Source organism: Nocardia abscessus (assembly GCF_015477775.1).
In the GTDB taxonomy this organism is placed as follows: Bacteria; Actinomycetota; Actinomycetes; order Mycobacteriales; family Mycobacteriaceae; genus Nocardia; species Nocardia abscessus_A.
On record NZ_JADLQO010000010.1, the window covers coordinates 21,447 to 41,632 of the forward strand.

At 69.5% G+C, this 20,186-nt stretch carries 16 protein-coding genes and 1 riboswitch; of the genes, 9 read left to right on the forward strand and 7 right to left on the reverse strand.

Annotation, left to right across the window (positions count from 1 at the left end; genetic code table 11):
* Positions 1-50: 50 nt before the first annotated feature.
* Genes IU450_RS23685 through IU450_RS23695 form a run of 3 tightly spaced genes read right to left on the reverse strand, consistent with a single transcriptional unit; the run spans position 51 to position 3,267 of the window.
* Positions 51-1,685, reverse strand: coding sequence for an ABC transporter permease (locus IU450_RS23685; RefSeq protein ID WP_195151947.1), 1,635 nt, complete (start codon positions 1,683-1,685; stop codon positions 51-53).
* Positions 1,682-2,614: an ABC transporter ATP-binding protein gene (locus tag IU450_RS23690; protein ID WP_195151948.1), complete on the reverse strand. Its 933-nt coding sequence runs from the start codon at positions 2,612-2,614 to the stop codon at positions 1,682-1,684. The genes IU450_RS23685 and IU450_RS23690 overlap by 4 nt, the downstream gene beginning before the upstream one ends.
* Positions 2,614-3,267, reverse strand: a complete 654-nt coding sequence (locus IU450_RS23695; protein ID WP_195151949.1) for a TetR/AcrR family transcriptional regulator — start codon at positions 3,265-3,267, stop codon at positions 2,614-2,616. Before IU450_RS23695 ends, IU450_RS23690 begins: the two co-directional genes overlap by 1 nt.
* A 103-nt stretch (positions 3,268-3,370) precedes the next feature.
* Between IU450_RS23695 and IU450_RS23700 the strand changes: the two genes are divergently transcribed.
* The gene (locus IU450_RS23700; RefSeq protein ID WP_195151950.1) at positions 3,371-5,323 is read left to right on the forward strand and encodes an acyl-CoA dehydrogenase; all 1,953 of its coding nucleotides are present in this window, start codon (positions 3,371-3,373) and stop codon (positions 5,321-5,323) included.
* A 25-nt stretch (positions 5,324-5,348) separates the two neighbouring features.
* Here IU450_RS23700 and IU450_RS23705 read toward each other — a convergent pair whose 3' ends face one another.
* From IU450_RS23705 to IU450_RS23715, 3 genes are all read right to left on the reverse strand, one after another.
* Positions 5,349-6,245, reverse strand: a complete 897-nt coding sequence (locus IU450_RS23705) for a nuclease-related domain-containing protein (protein ID WP_195151951.1) — start codon at positions 6,243-6,245, stop codon at positions 5,349-5,351.
* Between the two features lie 114 nt (positions 6,246-6,359).
* Positions 6,360-7,757 carry a DUF2252 domain-containing protein gene (locus tag IU450_RS23710; RefSeq protein ID WP_195151952.1) on the reverse strand — a complete coding sequence of 466 codons (1,398 nt, stop codon included), beginning with the start codon at positions 7,755-7,757 and terminating at the stop codon, positions 6,360-6,362.
* A gap of 51 nt (positions 7,758-7,808) precedes the next feature.
* Positions 7,809-9,503: a GMC oxidoreductase gene (locus IU450_RS23715; RefSeq protein WP_195151953.1), complete on the reverse strand. Its 1,695-nt coding sequence runs from the start codon at positions 9,501-9,503 to the stop codon at positions 7,809-7,811.
* 164 nt (positions 9,504-9,667) lie between these two features.
* Here IU450_RS23715 and IU450_RS23720 point away from each other — a divergent pair, with 164 nt between their 5' ends.
* From IU450_RS23720 to gcvP, 8 genes are all read left to right on the forward strand, one after another.
* The gene (locus IU450_RS23720) at positions 9,668-10,315 is read left to right on the forward strand and encodes a CDP-alcohol phosphatidyltransferase family protein (RefSeq protein ID WP_195151954.1); all 648 of its coding nucleotides are present in this window, start codon (positions 9,668-9,670) and stop codon (positions 10,313-10,315) included.
* A 42-nt stretch (positions 10,316-10,357) separates the two neighbouring features.
* Complete coding sequence (gene gcvH / locus IU450_RS23725) at positions 10,358-10,756, forward strand: glycine cleavage system protein GcvH (RefSeq protein WP_195151955.1); 399 nt, start codon at positions 10,358-10,360, stop codon at positions 10,754-10,756.
* 168 nt (positions 10,757-10,924) lie between these two features.
* A complete protein-coding gene (locus tag IU450_RS23730; RefSeq protein ID WP_043690204.1) occupies positions 10,925-11,410 on the forward strand; it encodes an FHA domain-containing protein in 486 nt (161 codons plus the stop codon).
* A 94-nt stretch (positions 11,411-11,504) separates the two neighbouring features.
* Positions 11,505-12,308 carry a MerR family transcriptional regulator gene (locus IU450_RS23735; protein ID WP_195151956.1) on the forward strand — a complete coding sequence of 268 codons (804 nt, stop codon included), beginning with the start codon at positions 11,505-11,507 and terminating at the stop codon, positions 12,306-12,308.
* 160 nt (positions 12,309-12,468) lie between these two features.
* Complete coding sequence (locus IU450_RS23740) at positions 12,469-12,942, forward strand: bifunctional nuclease family protein (protein WP_040866482.1); 474 nt, start codon at positions 12,469-12,471, stop codon at positions 12,940-12,942.
* A 187-nt stretch (positions 12,943-13,129) separates the two neighbouring features.
* Entirely contained in the window at positions 13,130-13,687 is a 558-nt protein-coding gene (locus IU450_RS23745; protein WP_039797830.1) for a MerR family transcriptional regulator, read from the forward strand.
* Between the two features lie 140 nt (positions 13,688-13,827).
* The gene (locus IU450_RS23750; protein ID WP_195151957.1) at positions 13,828-15,180 is read left to right on the forward strand and encodes a M14 family zinc carboxypeptidase; all 1,353 of its coding nucleotides are present in this window, start codon (positions 13,828-13,830) and stop codon (positions 15,178-15,180) included.
* 100 nt (positions 15,181-15,280) lie between these two features.
* Positions 15,281-15,381, forward strand: a riboswitch (glycine riboswitch).
* 157 nt (positions 15,382-15,538) lie between these two features.
* The gene (gcvP, locus tag IU450_RS23755; RefSeq protein ID WP_195151958.1) at positions 15,539-18,349 is read left to right on the forward strand and encodes an aminomethyl-transferring glycine dehydrogenase; all 2,811 of its coding nucleotides are present in this window, start codon (positions 15,539-15,541) and stop codon (positions 18,347-18,349) included.
* 176 nt (positions 18,350-18,525) lie between these two features.
* Here the strand turns inward: gcvP and IU450_RS23760 are convergent, their stop codons facing one another.
* Positions 18,526-20,130, reverse strand: a complete 1,605-nt coding sequence (locus IU450_RS23760; protein ID WP_324197785.1) for a VWA domain-containing protein — start codon at positions 20,128-20,130, stop codon at positions 18,526-18,528.
* Positions 20,131-20,186: the final 56 nt, after the last annotated feature.

Below are 20,186 nucleotides of genomic sequence, written 5' to 3' on the forward strand. Positions count from 1 at the left end.
ACGGGAAGTGGCCCGCGCGAAGAGGCTTCGCGCGGGCCACCGAGACACTGTCAGCGCAGGTCGCGCCTGCGGAACGCGGCGATGCCGACGACGAGCAGGACTGCCGCGCTCGCGAGCAGCCACAGCACCGGCTGCGCCTGGAACCCGGCGCCGGGCACCTTCGGCGGATGGACGAAGGGCACCAGATCGACCATCCATTGCGGTAGGCCGTCCAGCGAACCGACGAAGAAGATCACCACCATGGCGCTGAGCACACCCCACGCGATCGGTGCGAACCGCGGTGCGACCCCGTAGAGCGCCACGGCGATGCCGGTGACGACCCAGACCGCGGGCACCTGCACGGCCGCCGCGCCGATCGACTGCGCGAGCTTCGTGCCGAGGTCGCCGTCGGAGGCGCCGTAGACGATGCCGATCGTCACACCGGAGACCAGCAGTGCCGCCGCGGGCCCGAGCAGCGCGAAGCCGATGTGGCTCAGCGCGTAACGAACACGGCCGACTGCGCCGGAGAGGGTGGCCTCGACCCGCGCGCTGGACTCCTCGTCGTGCAGCCGCAGCGCGGCGGAGATCGAGTAGGCGGACGCGGCCGCGGCCAGCATCGTGATCGCGTAGGTGATGAAGGACTCCTGGAGCTGCTGTGAGCCGCCCATCCGGGTGACCATGTCACGGATGGACGCGCTGCCGTCGAGCATGTCGCCGACGCTGTTCACCGCACCGCCGATCAGCAGCCCGTAGAGGGCGAAGCCCACCGTCCACGCCAGCAGGGTGCCGCGCTGCAATCGCCAGGCCAGGCCGAGCGGGCCGGACAAGCCCGGCGCCGCTGCGCGCGGTCCCGGACGCTCCGCGATGAGCCCCGAACCGACGTCGCGGTTGCTCAGCAACGTGTACGCGCCCGCGGTCCCCAGCGCCGCGACGGCGGCGCACGGGATCAGCACCCACCAGCGTTCGTCGGCGTACGGGCGGATCTGCAAGGACCATCCGATCGGTGAGAACCAGGACAGCACGCCGTTTCCGGCATCGCCGACCGCCCGCAGGGCGAAGGCCGCGCCGAGGGCGCTGAACGCGACGCCGCGCGCCACTCGCGCACCGGCGCTCACCTGGGCGGCGACCGCGGCGACGGCGGCCCAGACGATGCCCGACGCCGCCAGGGCCGCGCCGAAGGCCACCGATCCCGTGCCGGGCAGGTCGGCGGCGTAGAGCGACAGGGCGCACACGATTCCGGCCAGCAGCGCCCCGGCGTAGGTCATGATCAGGGTGGCGGTGAGGCCCGCGTAGCGTCCGATGCTGGTGGCGCCCACCAGTTCCGCGCGTCCGGTCTCCTCCTCGACCCTGGTGTGCCGGATCACCGTGAGCACGGTGGCGATGGCGATCATGGTGTACATGGCGCCGGCTTTCCAGGTGCCGATCGACCCGAGCGCGGAGCTGAACACCGGGCCGTACATGGCGATCAGCGCGGGGCTGTCGGCCGTGGTGCGCGCGAAGCTGTCCAGGGAGGCCTGGTTGTCGTAGAGGTCCTTCACGCTGACGACCTGGAACGCGGGCATCAGCCCGATCAGCAGCGTCCACAGTGGCAGCACGATCCGGTCGCGCCGCAGGCACAGTCGCAGCAGCCGCCCGGTGCCCGCGAAGTCGCCGGATACGCCGAATGCCGGTACCGCTGTGGCGCGGCCGGCGGTGGCGGTGGTCATGCTCGCACCTTCTCCCCGGTGGCCGCGGTGGACTCGGCGTCGTGGCCGTCGACGTGGTAGTGCCGCAGGAACAGCTCCTCGAGCGTCGGCGGCGTGCTGGTCAGGCTGCGCACGCCGGCATCGCCGAGCACCCGGATCAGCTCGCCCAGGTGCTCGTTGTCGACTTGGCAGCGCAGCGTGTGGTCGTCGAATTCGATGTCCTCCACGCCCGGGATGCGGCTCAGATCGCCTGCGTCGCCGATCAATTCGGCGGTGATCGAGGTGCGCGAGAGGTGGCGCAGATCCGACAGCGAGCCGCTCTCCACCGTGCGCCCGGCCCGGATGATGGTCACCCGCTCACACAGCACTTCGACCTCGGACAGGATGTGACTGGACAGCAGGACGGTGGCGCCGCGCTCTTGCGCCTCGTGCACGCTCTCTCGGAAGACCTGCTCCATCAGCGGATCCAGACCCGAGGTCGGCTCGTCGAGCAGCAGCAGCCGCGCGTCCGAGGCCAGCGCGGCGACCAGCGCGACCTTCTGGCGGTTGCCCTTGGAGTAGGTGCGTGCCTTCTTGCGCGGGTCCAGGTCGAAGCGCTCGATCAGCTCGTCGCGCCGCTGCGCGTTGATGCCGCCGCGCATCCGGGCCAGCAGGTCGATGGTCTCGCCACCGGACAGCGACGGCCAGAGCGTGACATCGCCTGGGACGTAAGCCAATTCACGATGCAGCGCGACCGCGTCGGCCCATGGGTCGCGGCCGAACAACCGGGCCTGTCCTCCCGTGGCGCGCAGGATGCCGAGCAATACTCGGATGGTGGTCGACTTGCCCGCGCCATTGGGGCCGAGGAAGCCGTGGATCTCGCCGTCGGCGACCGTGAGGTCGAGGCCGTCCAGCGCGGTGACGTGACCGAAAGTCTTGCGGAGGCCGCGGACTTCGATGATGTCGGACATCACTTCTCCTTGGTGAATGTGTCCAAGATCGTGGAATCGGTGAGCAGACCCTGGGTGTAGAACTCCAGGGCTGGTGGGGTGAGTTCTTCGGTGAGGTCGCGAATCGCCTTGCGAAAGTCGATCTTTTCGTCGCGGTGCTGGCGCATCTGCATGTACAGCAAGGTGGCGCCGACGTTCAGCATCATCAGATATCGGGCGCGCGCCGCCGGGTCGCGACTCGGCTTGATCGTGCCCGCCTCGACCGCCTTCTCCAGATACCCCTCGGCATCGGCGGCCATGTGCTCGAACAGTGATTCCGCCATCGGTCCGCCCGCTTGCAGGCTGCGCACCATATAGGCGACCAGTGGCGCGTAGGACTCGATCTCGGCGAGGGCGTCGAGCATGCCCGCCTTGACCGACGACGCGGTGATCGCCTTGACCTTCTCGTCGCGGATCAACTGCAGTACCCGGTCGTCGCAGGCGGCGCGCAGGCCGTCCTTGGAACCGAAGTGATGGTTGACCAACCCGGGCGAGACGCCGGCGGCGGCGGCGATCTTGCGGACTCCGACTTGGAATCCGTGCTCGCCGAACACCTCGATCGCGGTATCGCGAATGCGCGCCGCGGTGGTCAGATCGTCGGGGGATCCTTGCGGAACGGGCTGTTGGTTAAACACATGTTCAGTATATTAAACAGTCGTTCAATGGTCTAGCAAGACCCCGTCTCCGACTTGTCGTGCGTCACGGTTTGCCGCCGGTGTACCGGGCTATCGTCGAGACATGACTAGCGGCACGGCAACGACGGCGGACCACCTACGCGCGGCACTCGACGGACCCTGGGCGGCCGTCCGGGACGAAGCCCGGACGCTGCTGGCTGGGGAGGAGTTCACCGCCGATCCCCACCTGGACTACAAGGCAGCTCGGGCCCGGGTGCTCGAACAGATGAAGGCGATCGCCACGATGGGGTTCGCCGAGCGTGGCTTCCGCAGGGAGAACGGCGGGACAAGCGAGCCGGGCGCTGCGGTGGTCAGCCTGGAGATGCTGGCGTACGCGGACCTGTCGCTGTGGGTGAAATCGGGCGTGCAGTGGGGCCTGTTCGGCGGTGCGGTGGAGAACCTCGGCACCGAGCGGCACCGGGAGTACATCGAGCGGTTGATCTCGCTGGACCTGCTCGGCTGCTTCGCCATGACCGAGTCCGGGCACGGCAGCGACGTCGCGAACCTCGAGACCACCGCGACCTACGATCCGCAGACCCAGGAATTCGTAGTGCACTCGCCGACGCCATCTTCGCGCAAGGACTACATCGGCGGCGCGGCCGAGCACGCCAGGATGGCCGCGGTTTTCGCCCAGCTGATCACCGGCGGCGAGAACAGGGGCGTGCACTGCCTGCTGGTGCCGATCCGCGACGAGAACGGCGCCGACCTGCCCGGCGTGACGACCTACGACGACGGCCTCAAAGGCGGTCTGCCCGGTGTGGACAACGGGCGCATCGTCTTCGATCACGTGCGCGTGCCCAGGGAGAACCTGCTCAACCGCTACGCCGACGTCGCGCCGGACGGCACCTACAGCTCGGAGATCGAGAATCCCAGCCGCCGGTTCTTCACCACGCTCGGCACTCTGGTGCGCGGCCGGGTCAGCGTCGGCGGCGCCGCGGCGGCGGGCGCGCGGGTCGCGCTGAGCATCGCGGTCCGCTACGCGCTGAAGCGACGCCAGTTCTCCGACCCGGACACCGGTGTGGAGACCGTGCTGCTGGACTACCGCAGCCACCAGCGCCGGTTGCTGCCCCTGGTCGCGAAGTCCTACGCCCTCGCCTTCGCGCAGAACGACCTGGTACGGCGGATGCACCTGGTGCAGACCGGCCAGAACCTGGAGGCGGGCGCGCAGCGCGCGCTGGAGAAGCGCGCGGCGGGCCTGAAGGTCGCGCAGACCGGGCACGCCACCCGCGCCATCCAGGAATGTCGGGAGGCATGCGGCGGCGCGGGCTATCTGACGGAGAACCGCCTGGTCACGTTGAAGGCGGACACCGACGTGTTCACCACCTTCGAGGGCGACAACGTCGTGCTCACCCAGCTGGTGGCCAAGGAACTGCTCACCGCCTACGCCGACGAGGTGCGCGACCTGGACGCGCTGGGCTGGGTGCGCTTCGCCGCGACCATGGCCGGTGACGTGGTGCGCAAGCGGTCCGGCGTGCGTCAGCTGATCCAGAACCTGAAGGACCGCGGCGACGACCCCATCGAGGAGGGCGACCTCTCGCGCCGTGCGGTGCAGCTGCAGTTGTTCGCCGATCGCGAGGACTACCTGGTCCGGACCGCGGCGCACCGGCTGCGCGCCAGGGCCGAGGACACCGGACCGTTCGAGGCGTTCAACAACGCCCAGGACCACATCCTGGCCGCGGGCTCGGCGCATATCGACCGTCTCGTCCTCGAGGCGTTCATCGAGGGCATCGCCGATATCGAGGATCCGGAGGCAAGGGAACTCGCCGACTGGATGTGCGACCTGTTCGTCTACACCACCATCGAGGAGAACCAGGCCTGGTACATCATGCACCGGTTCATGTCGGTGGAGCGGGCGAAGGCCATCCGTCGCGGTGTGAACGAGCTGGTCGACCGGCTGCGTCCGCACGCGCTGACCTTGGTCGAGGCCATGGGCGTGCCGGAGTCGATGCTGCGCGCGGCCATGCTCGACGACGCGAGCGTCTTCGACCGGGCCCAGCCGATCGCGGTGCCGTCCTAGCGGCGCGGGGCTCGTTCGCGGCCGATCAGCCCGGCCCGTACGCGGTGATCGCGGTGACCACGAACCACAGAACCCAGACGAAGGCGATGACCATCCCGATCGCCAGGACGGTGCGCATCACCGCGCGGCCGAAGTCGAGGTCACCGCGCTCCCGCGGATACAGCTTCCACGGGCTGTACCACGGCGCCCGTACGGCGAAGGCCGAGGCCTGCGCGTCCCGCTCGGCCTGCGCGAGTTCCTCCGCGTAGGCCTCGGCTTGAGCCTGGTTCGGGCCGCCGTGCCACAGCGTGATGTCGATCGGGCCGAGGAAGCCCTCGTTGAGCAGGTCCTGCGGAGCGGGAAGATAGGGCAGGATGCCGAGACCGCGGAACGCGACCGCCACGTCGTTGGCCGTCCAGAGGAACTTCTCCTCCGCGGCGAGGGCGTCGAAATAGTGCTGGAGCCGGCCGGGCCCGTCGCCGATGATCACGTCGAAACTCGGATCAGCCCACGGCTGTTCGAGCTGGAGCTGGGCGCCGGGCAACGGGACCACCAGTGCGACGCCGTGCACGACGCGCTGCCCGAGACCACGAGCGGCCAGCCATTCCTGCAACGCGAAGGTGTGCTCGCGCGACTTGTCCAGCGGTGTGCGGCGGTCGCGGCTCTCGGTCGCGACCGGCTCGCCGTTGACGGTCCACTCGCCGTTCAGCGGGACCTCCAGGACACCGTCCTGGCGGGCGACGAGCGCGTCGGCCTCGATCACCACGCAGCTGGTCGGTGTCCAGATCACGGCGTCGAACTGGTGCAGCCGGTCCTTGTGGAACAGACTGCAGGTGATCGTCGCGACACCGTGCGGACTATCGGGGTCCTTCCAGGTACGCAGCCAATCGATCAGCGCGCGCTCGGCATTGGTGCCTGCGGCGTTCTGGACTCGCACGAGCATTGGCGACCACCCTTCACGTCGACACTCGACAGTGCACAGGATACGAGGTGCCGCAACGGATTCGCCGCGCGCACGCCGACCGGCGGCGTGTCGGTCCCATGGCGGCGCGGCGTGCTACTCCGGTTCCTCGGCGTCGATCCGGCCCGCCCGCACCGCCGCCAGCAGCTCGGCGTGGTCGGCCTCGGTGCGGTCGGCGTAGCGCACCGCGAACGCGGCCACCGCCTCGTCGAAGCGCTCGTCGCCGTCCAGATACCCGGACAGCAGCCGCGGGTCCAGGGAGCGGGAATGGGCGCGGGCCAGCAGCGCGCCCGCGAGCCTTCCGTAGTCGTCGAGGTCGCTCGCGGGCAGCTCGGCGGGATCGATGCTGCCCTTCAGATTGCGGAATTGCCGGACGATGAAGGGCAATTCGGCGCCGTCGCCGACCGGGTCGAGGGAGGTCCAGCCGAGCATGATGTCCGCTTCGGATTGGACGAGTCTGGCGCCCTCGACGATTCGCTCACCCTCGTGCCGCACGGCGCGCGTCGGCAGGAACGGGGCCAGTGCCGCGGGAGCGGCCTGCTTCACCTGCAAAACCAGCGACTCGCCGTCGTTGCCGTGCAGCAGCGCCAGGTAGCTGTGCAGGCCGACGCTGCCGGTACCGACGATCCGGAACGCGATGTCGGACACCGCGAATCGGGCCAGCAGGTTGCGCCGTGACCCGTGCAGGGTGTCGGCGTAGCGCTCCAGTCCATCGATCACCGCCTCCGCGGCCTGCTCGTCCACGGCGGTGAGGATCGGGGGGTCGCTGACGAATCGGTGCCTGCGGATGCCGGTCTGGTGGTCCTCGAGATGCGCGGTCCATTTGGCCACCACTTTGGCGCTGGTGTTCTTGCGCGCTTTCTTGGCCGCCTTCTGGAAGTCGTCGAGCAGCGCGTCCGCCTTGGCCTGGGTGATCACCGACTCGTCCGGCAGCGCGCTCCAAGAGGACATGAACGGCATCACGGCCAACGCGTCGACGGCCAGGCGGTAGGAGCGGGCGGCGTCCCGCGCCGCGGTCCGGCACTCGTCCTCGCCCGCGCCCGCCTCGCGTCCCGCCAGTACGAGCCCGGCCGCGAGGCGCTCCAGATCCCACTCCCACGGTCCGGGCACGGTCTCGTCGAAATCGTTGATGTCCATGATGATTTCGCCGCGCGCCGTGCCGTACAGGCCGAAGTTCGCCGGGTGCGCGTCACCGCACAGCTGGGCGGTGAGCCCACTGTCCGGGCCACCCGCCATGTCCGCCGCCATCAAGCCCGCAGCACCCCGGTAGAACGTGAACGGCGAGGTGATCATCCGCCCGATCCGCAGCGGTATCAGGTGCGGGAGCCGGACCGCGTTGCTCGCGGCGACGAAGTCGAGCACGCCCGGACGCCGCACGCTGGTCGCTTCCCGGTCCCTGGCGATGACCGGGGTCCGCTGCCGCAGCGCGCGGCCCCGGTCCTGGACCTGCTCCGCGGGCACATAGGAGCGCAGGTCGATACCACTGTCTGACACAACGGCTCACGCTAGCCGGTGCGGGCGGCCCATGCCGGTGTGGCGTCGGACTCAGTCCACCGGGACGCGGGGCGGCGCGGGCTCGATCGGCAGCCGCAGCGCGCCGGGCGCCGCCGCGGGCACCGCCGGACGCGCCGGGGCGACCGGCGCGATGCGCCGGTAGGCCGACCCCAGCTCCGGCCTGGTGTCGGGGTCGTCGCGGTTGGGCCAGAACGCCATGGCGCGCTCGGCCTGCGCGGTGATCGTCAGCGACGGGTTCACGCCGAGGTTGGCGGTCACCGCCGAGCCGTCCGCCACGTGCAGGCCGGGATGGCCGTAGACCCGCTGATAGGCGTCGACCACGCCGGTCCGCGGGCTGTCACCGATCACGCAGCCGCCGATGTAGTGGGCCGTGGCCGGGATGTCGAAAACATCCATGATGAGCCCGTGGGTGTCGCCGTCGACCTTCGCGCCGAATCGCCGCCCGATGTCGTGGGCCAGCGGGATCCAGGTGGGGTTCGGCTCGCCGGTGCCCTGCCTGGTGCGCAGGCGCCCGCGGCTGCGGAACGAGGTCAGCGAGTTGTCCAGCGACTGCATGATCAGCAGGATCACCGACTTCTCCGACGCGTGCCGCGCGTCGAGACTGCGCAGGAATACCAGCGGGTGCAGCACGATCGCCAGCAGGAAGCGCAGGAAACGGAACGCGCCGCCGTCCACGATCGGCACCGACATCGGGAACAGCGCGTTCTGACCCTTGCCGTAGTGGCACACCTCGACATGGGTGTCGGCCTCCGGATGGATGGAGGAGGTGATCGCGATGCCTTCGGCGAAATCGCGGCGCGCGCGGCTGACGACGTTGAGGATGGCCTCGGAGTTGCTCCGGGTCAGTTCGCCGAGCCGGGGCGACAGGTGCGGCAGCACGCCGTCGTCGCGCATCTTGTGCAGCAGCTTCTGGGTGCCGAGCGCGGCGCCCGCGAACACCACCTGCTCGGCGGTGAAGGTTCTGCGTTGCTTGCGGATCCAGCGGTCGGACCGCTGGGTGTCGACGGCGTACCCGCCGCCGGGTAGCGGCCGCACCGCGGTGGCCGTGGTCAGCGGGTGGACCTGCGCGCCCGCCTGCTCGGCCAGGTAGAGATAGTTCGTGGTGGTGGTGTTCTTGGCGTTGTGCGGGCAGCCGGTGAAGCAGCGCGCGCAGTGCACGCAGCCGGTGCGGCGGGGACCCGCCCCACCGAAGTAGGGGTCGTCGACCTCCGTGCCCGGATCGCTCTCGTTGAAGAAGACCCCGACGTCGGTGGGATGGAAGGTGTCGGCCACACCGAGGTCCTCGGCGATCTCCCGGATCACCTCGTCGGCCGGTGTCGTGCGCGGGTTGGGCGCGACACCGAGCATGCGCTTGGCCTGGTCGTAGAACGGCGCCAGTTCCGCGCGCCAGTCGGTGATGTGCGACCACTGGCGGTCGGTGTAGAAGTTCGGCAGGGGTTCGTAGAGCGTGTTCCCGTAGATGAGCGAGCCGCCGCCGACACCCGCGCCGGAGAACACGGCGCACTTGCCGAGCAGACTGATCCGCTGCGGTCCGGTCAGGCCCAGCCGAGGCGCCCAGATCGACTTGCGCACATTCCAATTCGTGCGCGGGATGTCCTCGGGATTCCACCGGCGGCCTGCCTCGAGGACGCCGACCCGGTAGCCCTTCTCGGTGAGCCGCAGGGCGCTGACGCTACCGCCGAAGCCGGAGCCGATCACCACCACGTCGTAGTCGTATGCGGACATGACTTCCTCTCGCTCACCGGCCATACGGTGAGAAACATTTTTAATCATTCTGTCACCGCCGCGTTGTGGCGGACACCATCCTCGCACGGGCGTGCCGCGCCGATATCCGGAAATTCGGCGCGTGGAGATGGCGGGGACCGGGGTCGGTGGGGTATGCACGGGTCGTGACAACCGAATCGGGCACAGCGCAACCCGAGGAACGCGCCGGCGGCGGCGGAGTACGCGGCGTCTTCGCCGATCGCGTCCTGACCGTGCCCAACGTGCTGAGCGTGCTGCGCCTGCTGGGCGTTCCGCTCTTCCTGTGGTTGCTGCTGATCGAGCGGGCCGATGGCTGGGCGTTCGCGCTCCTGGTCGCCAGCGGCGTCACCGACTTCCTGGACGGCAAGCTCGCGCGGCTGCTGGATCAGTCCTCACGGCTGGGGGCGCTGCTCGACCCGTTCGTCGACCGGCTCTTTCTGGTCACGACGCTGGCGGCCTTCGTGATCCGCGGCCTGATCCCGTGGTGGGTGGCGGCGATCCTGGTCGGGCGCGACGTCGTGCTCACCGCGACGCTGTCGGTGTACAAACGCCGCGACCTGCCCCCGCCGGAGGTGATCTACCTGGGCAAGGCGGCCACCTTCGCCCTGATGTCCGCGCTGCCCTGGCTGCTGGCCGGGCAGATGGACTGGGCGGCCGCCGGTTTCGGGCGTGCCTTCGGCGGGGCACTCCTGATCTGGGGCACGGCGGTGTACGTGTGGACCGGGGTGCTCTATACCGGCAGAGCCATCGCGGTCGCAAGAGCGATACCGGCTGTGGGGCACCGGACGGCGTAGCCGATAGAGTTTGCGTGCAACGTTCAAAAGAAAGGACGGCCTGTGACCCAGACCCCCGAGGATCTGCGCTATACCGAGGAGCACGAGTGGGTACGCCGGATCGCCCCGACCCGGGTGCGGGTGGGCATCACCGACTACGCCCAGTCTCAACTCGGTGACGTTGTGTTCGTGCAGCTGCCCGAGACGGACGCGGACGTGGCCGCCGCGGACAGCATCGCGGAGGTGGAGTCGACCAAGAGCGTGTCCGACATCTACGCGCCGCTGAGCGCGAAAATCGTTGCGGTGAACGACAAGCTGACCTCGGAGCCGGAGACGTTGAACACCGACCCCTATGGTGACGGGTGGCTGTTCGAGTTGGAGGTGAGCGACGCGGCGAGCCTCGACGTGACACTCGGTGAACTGCTGGATGCCGCAGGTTATCAAGGAGTTATCGGGGGCTGAAGCAGCCTTCCCAGTTCTACCTGCACGGGTGCGGCCCGGCAGGGTACGGTCAATGCCAACAGATGCACCCGGCGGCTGCGCCGGGAATCTAGAGACTCGACGGCAGGTCGTGGTGCCAGAGGCATCACCTGCTTGCATGGATAATCAGGTTCGAGGAGGAGAGAAACGGTGAGCGAGAACAAAGACCCGGGTTACGGGGAGACCGCGGCCGAGACGACGTCGGTCTTCCGCGCGGATTTCCTGAACGAGGTCGACGCGTCGCGCTCCGGAGAGCCGACCGGCGAGCAGCCGGTCCAAGGGGTCGAGGGTCTGCCCGTTGGTGCGGCCCTCCTGGTCGTCAAGCGTGGCCCGAACGCGGGGTCGCGGTTCCTGCTGGATCAGCCGACCACCTCGGCGGGGCGGCACCCCGACAGTGACATCTTTCTCGACGACGTCACCGTCAGCCGTCGGCACGCCGAGTTCCGTCAGGACGACGACTCGTTCCAGGTCGTCGACGTGGGCAGCCTGAACGGCACGTACGTGAACCGGGAGCCGGTGGACTCCTCGGAACTGCAGAACGGCGACGAAGTGCAGATCGGCAAGTTCCGGTTGGTGTTCCTCACCGGACCGCGCGCCCAGGTGACCGACTCGTCGGCGGGCGCGGGGAGTCTATGACAGCGTCGGCGCTGGGTTGTACCCCTCATGAAAGGCTCTGAGTCATGAAGGACCTGGCGCTGTGACCGGTGCGGCGCAGTGGGCACGCGGAGGAATGTCGATCGGATCCGTGCTCGACCTGCTGCGCCCCGACTTTCCCGACGTCACCATCTCCAAGATCCGCTTCCTGGAAGCGGAGGGCCTGATCCGGCCGGAGCGGACCCCTTCGGGCTACCGCAGATTCTCCGTGGCGGACGTCGAACGGCTCCGGTTCGTGCTGACCGCGCAACGCGACCAGTACCTGCCGCTGAAGGTGATCAAGGAACAGCTCGAGGCAATAGACAGCGGTGCGGCGACGCTCGGCGTGCGGGAAGCCCGCGCCCGAGCGCACTCCGTCCGGTCCGGGGCGCCGGAGCCGGGTCCGGGTGCGCCGGACGCCGAGCAGGCCGCGCCGGGTTCCGAACGTGGCGTGCGCCCGGTGGCCGCGCCTCGTAGGCTCGGCGTCGTGCCGAGCGAGGTCTCCCCGGATGATCTGCGGTTCGATCACGAAATCCGGGTCACCCGGGCCGATCTGCTCGACCAGGCCGGGATCGACGAGAGGTTCCTCAACGACCTCATCAGGGCCAACCTGATCACGCCCGGCCCGGCGGGATATTTCGACGCCGACGCGGTCACACTGGCCAAGACCGCGCGGGCGATGGCCGAATTCGGTCTGGAGGCACGGCATTTGCGTGCGTTCAAGCTCGCCGCCGACCGGGAGGCCGCGCTCGTGGCGCAGATCGTCGCCCCGATCGCGAAAAGCCGCGACGCGGACGCGCGCGCCCGTGCCGAGGAGACGGTGCGCGAACTGGCCGCGCTGTCGCTGACCCTGCACACCTGTCTGGTGAAGTCCTCGGTCCGGGGTTCGCTGGGGGGTTGACCCCCCCGGCGGCCTCGGGTCCCGAGGTTTCGCCGAGCCAACACGGTGATTTCGGCTGTGCAGACGGATCGCTGGACCGGTGCGGGTTCGCCTAGACTCGTGGTACGGCGAGCTCTGCAGCGGTCATGCCGGGCCGGCGGCGAGTATGGGAGGCAGTGCGATGAGCGAAATGCGCGTGATCGGCATCCGTGTCGAGCAGCCACAGAACCAGCCCGTGCTGTTGCTCCGCGAAGTGGCGGGCGACCGGTATCTGCCGATCTGGATCGGGCAAGCCGAGGCGACTGCGATCGTCCTCGAGCAGGAGGGGGTGACCCCGATCCGCCCGCTGACCCACGACCTCATCAAGATCCTGATCACCGAGCTGGGGCACACCCTCAAGGAGGTCAGGATCGTGGATCTGCAAGAGGGCACCTTCTACGCGGACCTGGTGTTCGAGAACGATCTGCGGATCTCCGCGCGGCCGTCGGATTCGGTTGCGATCGCCTTGCGGGTCGGTTGCCCGATCCATGCCGAGGAGTCCGTTCTCGAGGAAGCGGGGCTGGTGATGCCGGACGAGCGCGAGGACGAGGTGGAGAAGTTCAAGGAGTTTCTCGAGTCGGTGTCCCCGGACGACTTCAAGGCGACCGATAGCTGAAGTAGAGGTCGAGACTTTTACCGCGCGTCGCGTTTGGCTCGATGACGTCGCTCCCTGGACAATCGTGGGGAGTAATCTCGACAGTTGGGCCACGTCCGTTTCGGCCGAATCCGCACCGATTCGGTCGGTGACGGAGCCGGGTCATCGATGAGGCTGGGAATGCGTCGGCGAAGCAAGGGAGTGGTCAGTGGCAGAGCAATCGCAGGATGTGGTACAGCCAGGCCTGTTCCCCGACGATTCGGTACCTGACGATCTGGTCGGCTATCGCGTTCCCAGTGCGTGCCAGGTAGCGGGAATCACGTATCGGCAGCTCGACTACTGGGCGCGCACCGGTCTGGTGGTGCCCTCCATCCGGAGCGCCGCGGGGTCGGGGAGTCAGCGGCTGTATTCGTTCAAGGACATTCTGGTCCTGAAGATCGTCAAGCGGCTGCTCGACGCGGGCATCTCGCTGCAGAACATCCGGATAGCCGTCGATCATCTGCGCAGCCGCGGCGTGCAGGACCTGGCGGGGATCACCCTCTTCTCCGACGGCACCTCGGTCTACGAGTGCACCTCGGCCGAGGAGGTCGTCGATTTACTGCAGGGCGGACAGGGCGTCTTCGGGATCGCCGTCAGCGGCGCCATGCGCGAACTGACCGGCGCCATCGCCAATTTCCCCGCCGAACGCGCGTCGGCGATCACCGAACGTCCGGAGGACGAGCTGTCGTTCCGTCGGAAGGCGCGAATGAACCGCAAGACGGGCTAGCAATCGCCCGTTCAGCCCGAACACAATGGAATGAGAAACGCTTCCACGGCCGGGTAAGGCGTGTCGCCTCCCCGGCCGTGGTGTGTGACAGCGCCGCCGCGGTGGGTGAAGGGCCGCGGCGGCGGCGAAAGGGGGGCGCCGTGCAGACAGGCGACATCACCGGCCTGGTCGGGCCGATCGGCCGGATCGACGCGTTCCCGACCGTCGACGAACTCAACGCGTTCGCCGACGCGCTGGCCGCCGAACATCCGGAACGGGTCTCGGTCGCCGAACTCGGACGGTCGCGCGGCGGCGATCCAATTCGCGAGGTGACGGTCGGCTCGGGCGAGCGGCACATCCTGGTGTTCGGCAATCCGCATCCGAACGAGCCCATCGGCATGGCCACGATCCGCCACCTGCTCGGCCGGATGGCCGCGGACGACGCGTCGACCGTGGGTGCTACGTGGCATTTCCTGCTGTGCGTCGATCCGGACGGCACCCGGTTGAACGAAGGGTGGTTCGCCGGACCGCACACCAGGACGAGCGTCGCGCGCGGCTTCTACCGGCCGCCCGCGGCCGAGCAACCGGAATGGTGTTTTCCGACCGTGTGGCGCGGCAGGCAGGTCGGCGTCCCGCTGCCGGAGACGAAGGCGATGATGTCGCTGATCGACCGCACCCGGCCCGCGCTGATCGCCTCGCTGCACAACGCGGAGTTCGGCGGCGGATTCTTCTACACCTCCGGCGGCGACCCCGAGTACTGGTCGGCGCTGACCGCTCGTCTGGCCGCCGCCGACGTGCCGATCTACCGCGGCGAACCCGACGCGCCCGGCGCCCGCACCCTTGCGCCGGGAGTATTCGAACTGCCGCTGTTCGAGGCGATGGCCGATCTGCTCGCGGCGCAGGGCCTCGACTCGGTCGCGGCGCTGGGCGGGGGTGGCTGCCGCGACTACGCGGCGCGCTACGGCACGGCGATCCTGGTCTGCGAATTGCCGCTCTGGGCCGACTCGCGCATCGGCGACGGCTCGGCGGGCGACCGCGTGCTCGGCGACCTGCTCGACGCCACGGCCGCCGACTATCACGCCATGGCCGAGGTCGCCTCCGAGGTGCTCGCTCGCGTCGACGGCCGATTGAGCGGTCGCAGCCCGTTCGAGCGGTCGGTGCGCGCGCTGGTCGCCGGGCTGCCCGGTCTCGCGGTGAGCAGACAGGCTGTGCCGGAACGGAACCGCATCGCGACGCGCGGCGAGATATTCGTCGAGCAGTACGACTGGACCGCCATGCTGCGCCTGCGGCTGGGCGGGATGCTGCTGCGGCTGCTGGAGGACGAGTACCGGCGTGGCGCCGGGCCGGTGCTGGCCGCCGAGCGCGACCGCTTCGCCGCGGTCTTCGATCGGTGGTGCGCCGACGTGGAGCAGAACGCGCCGGGTGTCGCGGTGCCGCTGGCTCGACTGGTCGGTATCCAAGCGGAGTCGATCGTGCTCGCCGCGACGAGGTTGCGCGCCGGCCTGGCCATCTGACGGTGATGCCCGCCGGGCCTCGGAGTGACCAGAACGACACTGCTCACCCGGGGTCCGATGGCGCGTTCCGGCGTGGCGTCGGCATAAACTGACGGTGCGTCGCCGCCGTGCGGGAGAGTCTCGGTCTCGAAAAGAGTCCGAGCGCCGAAGGAGCAGCACCTCCCCGTCAATCTCTCAGGCAACCAGGACCGTGCGGGCTTCGGCGCCTCTGGAAAGCGGTGGCTTCGAGCCGCCCGCCCATGGGGAAAGGGTCTCGGCCATCGGTCGCGGCACCCGAATCTCTCAGGCGCCACGACAGAGGGGGAGGGCCGGTACCCGTCGACCAGGTGGTCGACCCCGCCCGACCTTGGGAGCTGTTGTGACTCGCTCATTCGCCGACCGCCATATCGGACCCGACCGGGCGGAACTGGCCCGGATCCTGGACGTCGTCGGCGTGCCGTCGCTCGATGAGCTGGCTGTCCGGGCGCTTCCCGCGAGCATCATGGACGGTGGCGGCCTGGCCGGGCTGCCCGCGGCGGGCACCGAGCACGAGGTGCTCGCCGAACTGGCCGAACTCGCCGCGGCCAACACCGTGGCCACCTCGATGATCGGCCTCGGCTACTACGACACGCTGACCCCGCCGGTGCTGGTGCGCAACCTCCTGGAGAACCCGGCCTGGTACACCGCCTACACGCCCTATCAGCCCGAGATCAGCCAGGGCAGGCTGGAGGCGCTGCTCAATTTCCAGACCATGGTGGCGGAACTGACCGGCATGGACGTCGCCAACGCGTCCATGCTGGACGAGGCCACCGCCGCCGCCGAGGCGATGACGCTGCTGCGGCGCGCGGGCAAGGTCAAGTCCGCCCGGCTGGTCATCGACAGCGACCTGTTCCCGCAGACCAAGACGGTGCTCTACACCCGAGCCGAGCCGCTGGGGCTGGAGATCGTGGAGGCGGATGTGTCCACCGGCGAGCTGCCCGAGGGGCAGTTCTTCGGTGTGCTGGCGCAGGCTCCCGGGGCTTCCGGGCGCGTCGTCGACCTGACCGAGTTGATCGCCGCGGCGCACGAGCGGGGCGCGCTGGTCGCCGTCGGCGCGGACCTGCTGGCGATGACGCTCATCACGCCACCCGGCGAGCAGGGCGCCGACGTGTGCTTCGGCACCACCCAGCGCTTCGGCGTCCCGCTCGGCTTCGGTGGCCCGCACGCCGGGTACCTCGCCGTGCGGCAGGCGCAGGCCCGCCAGCTTCCGGGCCGCCTGGTCGGCGTCTCGGTGGACGCGGACGGCGCGGTCGCCTACCGGCTCGCCTTGCAGACCCGTGAGCAGCACATCCGTCGCGAGAAGGCGACCTCCAACATCTGTACCGCGCAGGTGCTGCTGGCCGTCGTCGCCGCGATGTACGCCTCTTACCACGGCGCCGACGGGTTGCGGGCGATCGCCCGCCGGGTGCACGGGCACGCCGCGGCGATCGCGGCCGGGCTGGACGGCGCCGTGGTGCACGACAGCTTCTTCGACACGGTGCTCGCGCACGTGCCCGGCGGTGCGGAAGCCGTTGTGGCGAAAGCGAAGTCGCGCGGCATCAACCTGCGGCTGGTCGACGCCGACCATGTCGGCATCGCCTGCGACGAGGCGACCACCGGCGCGCACGTCGCGGCCGTGCTCGAATCCTTCGGCACCGCCGTGTCGTCCGAGGCGGGTACACCCGCGCCGGTCGCGGCGATCGAGAACCGCACTTCGCAGTTCCTGAACCACACCGCGTTCACGAAGTACCGCACCGAGACGGCGATGCTGCGGTATCTGCGCTCGTTGTCCGACAAGGACATCGCGCTGGACCGCAGCATGATCCCGCTCGGCTCCTGCACCATGAAACTCAACGCCACCGCCGAGATGGAGGCCATCACCTGGCCGGGTTTCGCTCGCGTGCATCCCTACGCGCCGGTCGAGGACGCGCCCGGCCTGCTGAAGGTGATCGCGGACCTGGAACGCTGGCTGTCGGACATCACCGGCTACGACTCGGTGAGCCTGCAGCCCAACGCGGGCAGCCAGGGCGAGTACGCCGGTCTGCTCGCGATCCGCCGCTATCACCTCGACCGCGGTGACACCCACCGCGACACCTGCCTCATCCCGTCCAGCGCGCACGGGACCAACGCGGCGTCGGCCGCGATGGCCGGGCTGCGCGTCGAGGTGGTGAAGTGCCGCGCCAACGGCGACGTCGACCTGGACGACCTGCGCGCCAAGATCGCCGATCACGCCGATCGCCTGGCCTGCATCATGATCACCTACCCGTCCACGCACGGCGTCTACGAGCACGAGATCGCCGAGTTGTGCGCGCTGGTGCACGACGCGGGCGGCCAGGTCTACGTGGACGGCGCGAATCTGAACGCCCTGGTCGGCCTCGCCCGCCCGGGCCGGTTCGGCGGCGACGTGAGCCACCTGAACCTGCACAAGACGTTCTGCATCCCGCACGGCGGCGGCGGTCCCGGCGTCGGGCCGGTCGCGGTGCGCGCGCACCTGGCGCGATACTTGCCCGGCGATCCGCTGGAAGCGGGGTCGCACGCGGTATCGGCCGCGAAGTACGGTTCGGCGTCGATCCTGCCGATCACCTGGGCCTACATCCGCATGATGGGTGCCGACGGCCTGCGCCGGGCCACACTGTCGGCGATCGCTTCGGCGAACTACATCGCGCGGCGGCTGGACGAGTACTTCCCCGTGCTCTACACCGGCGAGCACGGCATGGTGGCCCACGAGTGCATCCTGGACCTGCGGGAGATCACCAAACAGACCGGCGTCACCGTCGACGACGTGGCAAAACGCCTGGCGGACTACGGATTCCACGCACCGACCATGAGCTTCCCGGTGGCGGGCACGTTGATGGTGGAGCCCACCGAGAGCGAGAACCTCGCCGAGCTGGACGATTTCATCGAAGCCATGATCGCGATCCGCGCGGAGATCGACCAGGTCGCCGCGGGCGTGTGGCCGGTGACCGACAATCCGCTGCGCGGCGCGCCGCACACCGCCGCATCGCTGGTGGGGGACTGGGAGCATCCCTACAGCCGGGAAGTCGCCGTCTATCCTCGGGGGCTCGGGCACGCCAGGGCGAAGGTGTGGCCGCCGGTGCGCCGGATCGACGGCGCATACGGCGACCGGAACCTGGTGTGCGCGTGCCCTCCCTTGGAGGCGTACGCGGACTGAATGCCGGTCTCGGTCGGCGGCGGCCGTCTTCGGTAAGTTTTCGCCGGGTCCGGCCAGCCGACCGCGTCGTGCATGGACTCCCGACGGGACCGTCGCGGTGTCGACGGATGCGTCGACTACGAGTTCGATCCGGCGGGGCGAAGCGCGAGACTCCGGTCGGTGCCGAGGGGGCACGGCTACGGCGTGGTGAGTGCCTTCACCACGGCGGAGCCGAAGCTGATGTCGTCGGAGGTGGCCAGGCGGGTGTAACTCCCGCCGGTCTGTTGGGCCAGCGCCTGGAGTGTCTGCGTGCCGCTGCCGCCGAGCACGATCACGTCGACGCGCACCGGGCGGGTGCGGTCGATCGCCGCGGTGATGTCGGCGGCCAGTTGGGGGCCGGTGACCGTGGAATCGTCGTCGGGTCCGTCGGTGATCAGCAGGACCGAGTTGGTGCGACCGGCCGTGTACCCGGTGACCGCGCTCTTGAACGCCGCGATCAGGGACGGATACGCCTGGTCGGACCGGTTCTCGTCCGGGCGGACCGAGCTCAGGGCGGTACTGATCTTCGTACGCTGTTCGGTGGTGAGCGGGGCGGTCGCGGCCGCCACCCGGTAGGGCGTGTTGCCGTCGAGGTTCTTGCCGAAGGTCCAGACACCCAGGCCGAAGTCGGGCGGCATGACCGTCATCGTGGAGTTCACCGCGGCGAGGACGTTCGCCAGTCGCGTCGTCGCGCCCTCGGCGGTGCCCATCGAGGCCGACACGTCGACCAAGACCGTCGACCGAACGCCGAGAACGGGATGCGCCAGCGTGTCGCGTACTTTGTCGAGCGCGCCGCGCGAGGGGACGGGGGCCGCGTTCTGCGGCGCGCTGCCGAAGCCCGCCGTGACGAAGGCCTGCGCTTGCTCGGGTTTGCGCAGATAGTCGGTGAACCGCCCGGCGATGAGGTTCTGCGTCTTGTCCACCCAAGCGCCGGACATCAACGCGGCCGGGTAGTCGGCCACCGGCGCCGAGCCTGCGGGCCGGAACGCGAGGACGCCGGGCAGTCCTTTCAGTTGCTGTTCGGTAGCCGCAAGGGCGTGCATCGGCGCGTCCTGTGCCGTGATCTCCGACAGCGCTGCCGCGGCGCCGGACGACTCCGGGGCATCGGCGGCGAGTCCGGAGATCGCGGCGACCACCTGGCCGGACTGCGCCGCCTGCTCGCTGAGCGGCTCGGCGCCCGAGACGGCGGACCCGACCGCCGTGGCCGCGGCCAGCGTGGCGTCACCCGAGGGCAGGGCCATCCGCAGCCCGCCCCAGCCGCTCAGCCCGATCTCGCCGAGCGAGCCCTGCTGCAACCGCGGCAGGTCCGCCCAGGAAACCTCGGCCTGCTCCAGCGCACGGTGCAGTTCCTCCGGCACCGCGAGCACGATCGGGCTCGCGGCTATGGACACCGGCGTCCCCTCGATCAGGCCGGGCACCCGCATGGACTCGATCGAGCGGGTCGAATCGGCGATCCACAGCGCAGGCTGCGGGCCGAGCGCCTGGTCCCACGGCTTGCCGCTGGTGAACGCGGCGACGATCGCCGAGGAGGGCTGCGCGGTCACCGCGACCCGGGCGCAGTGATCGCGCACTTTCGGCTGGGTGGCGTTGTAGCTGTCCGCGGCGGTCCGCACCTGCGCCGCGATGCTCGGATCGGCGGTCACGTGGAGCGTCGCAGGCCCTTCCACGCATTCGGCCGCCGCCGCGCTGTCCTGATTCGCCGCCCGATCGCGCAGCTGGAACCAGCCGACGACGATCGCGGCCAGTAACACAATGGCAACCACCGCGATAACCGGACCTTTGCTGACGCCCCGGGACCTGGTTCCGCTGCGATGAGTGC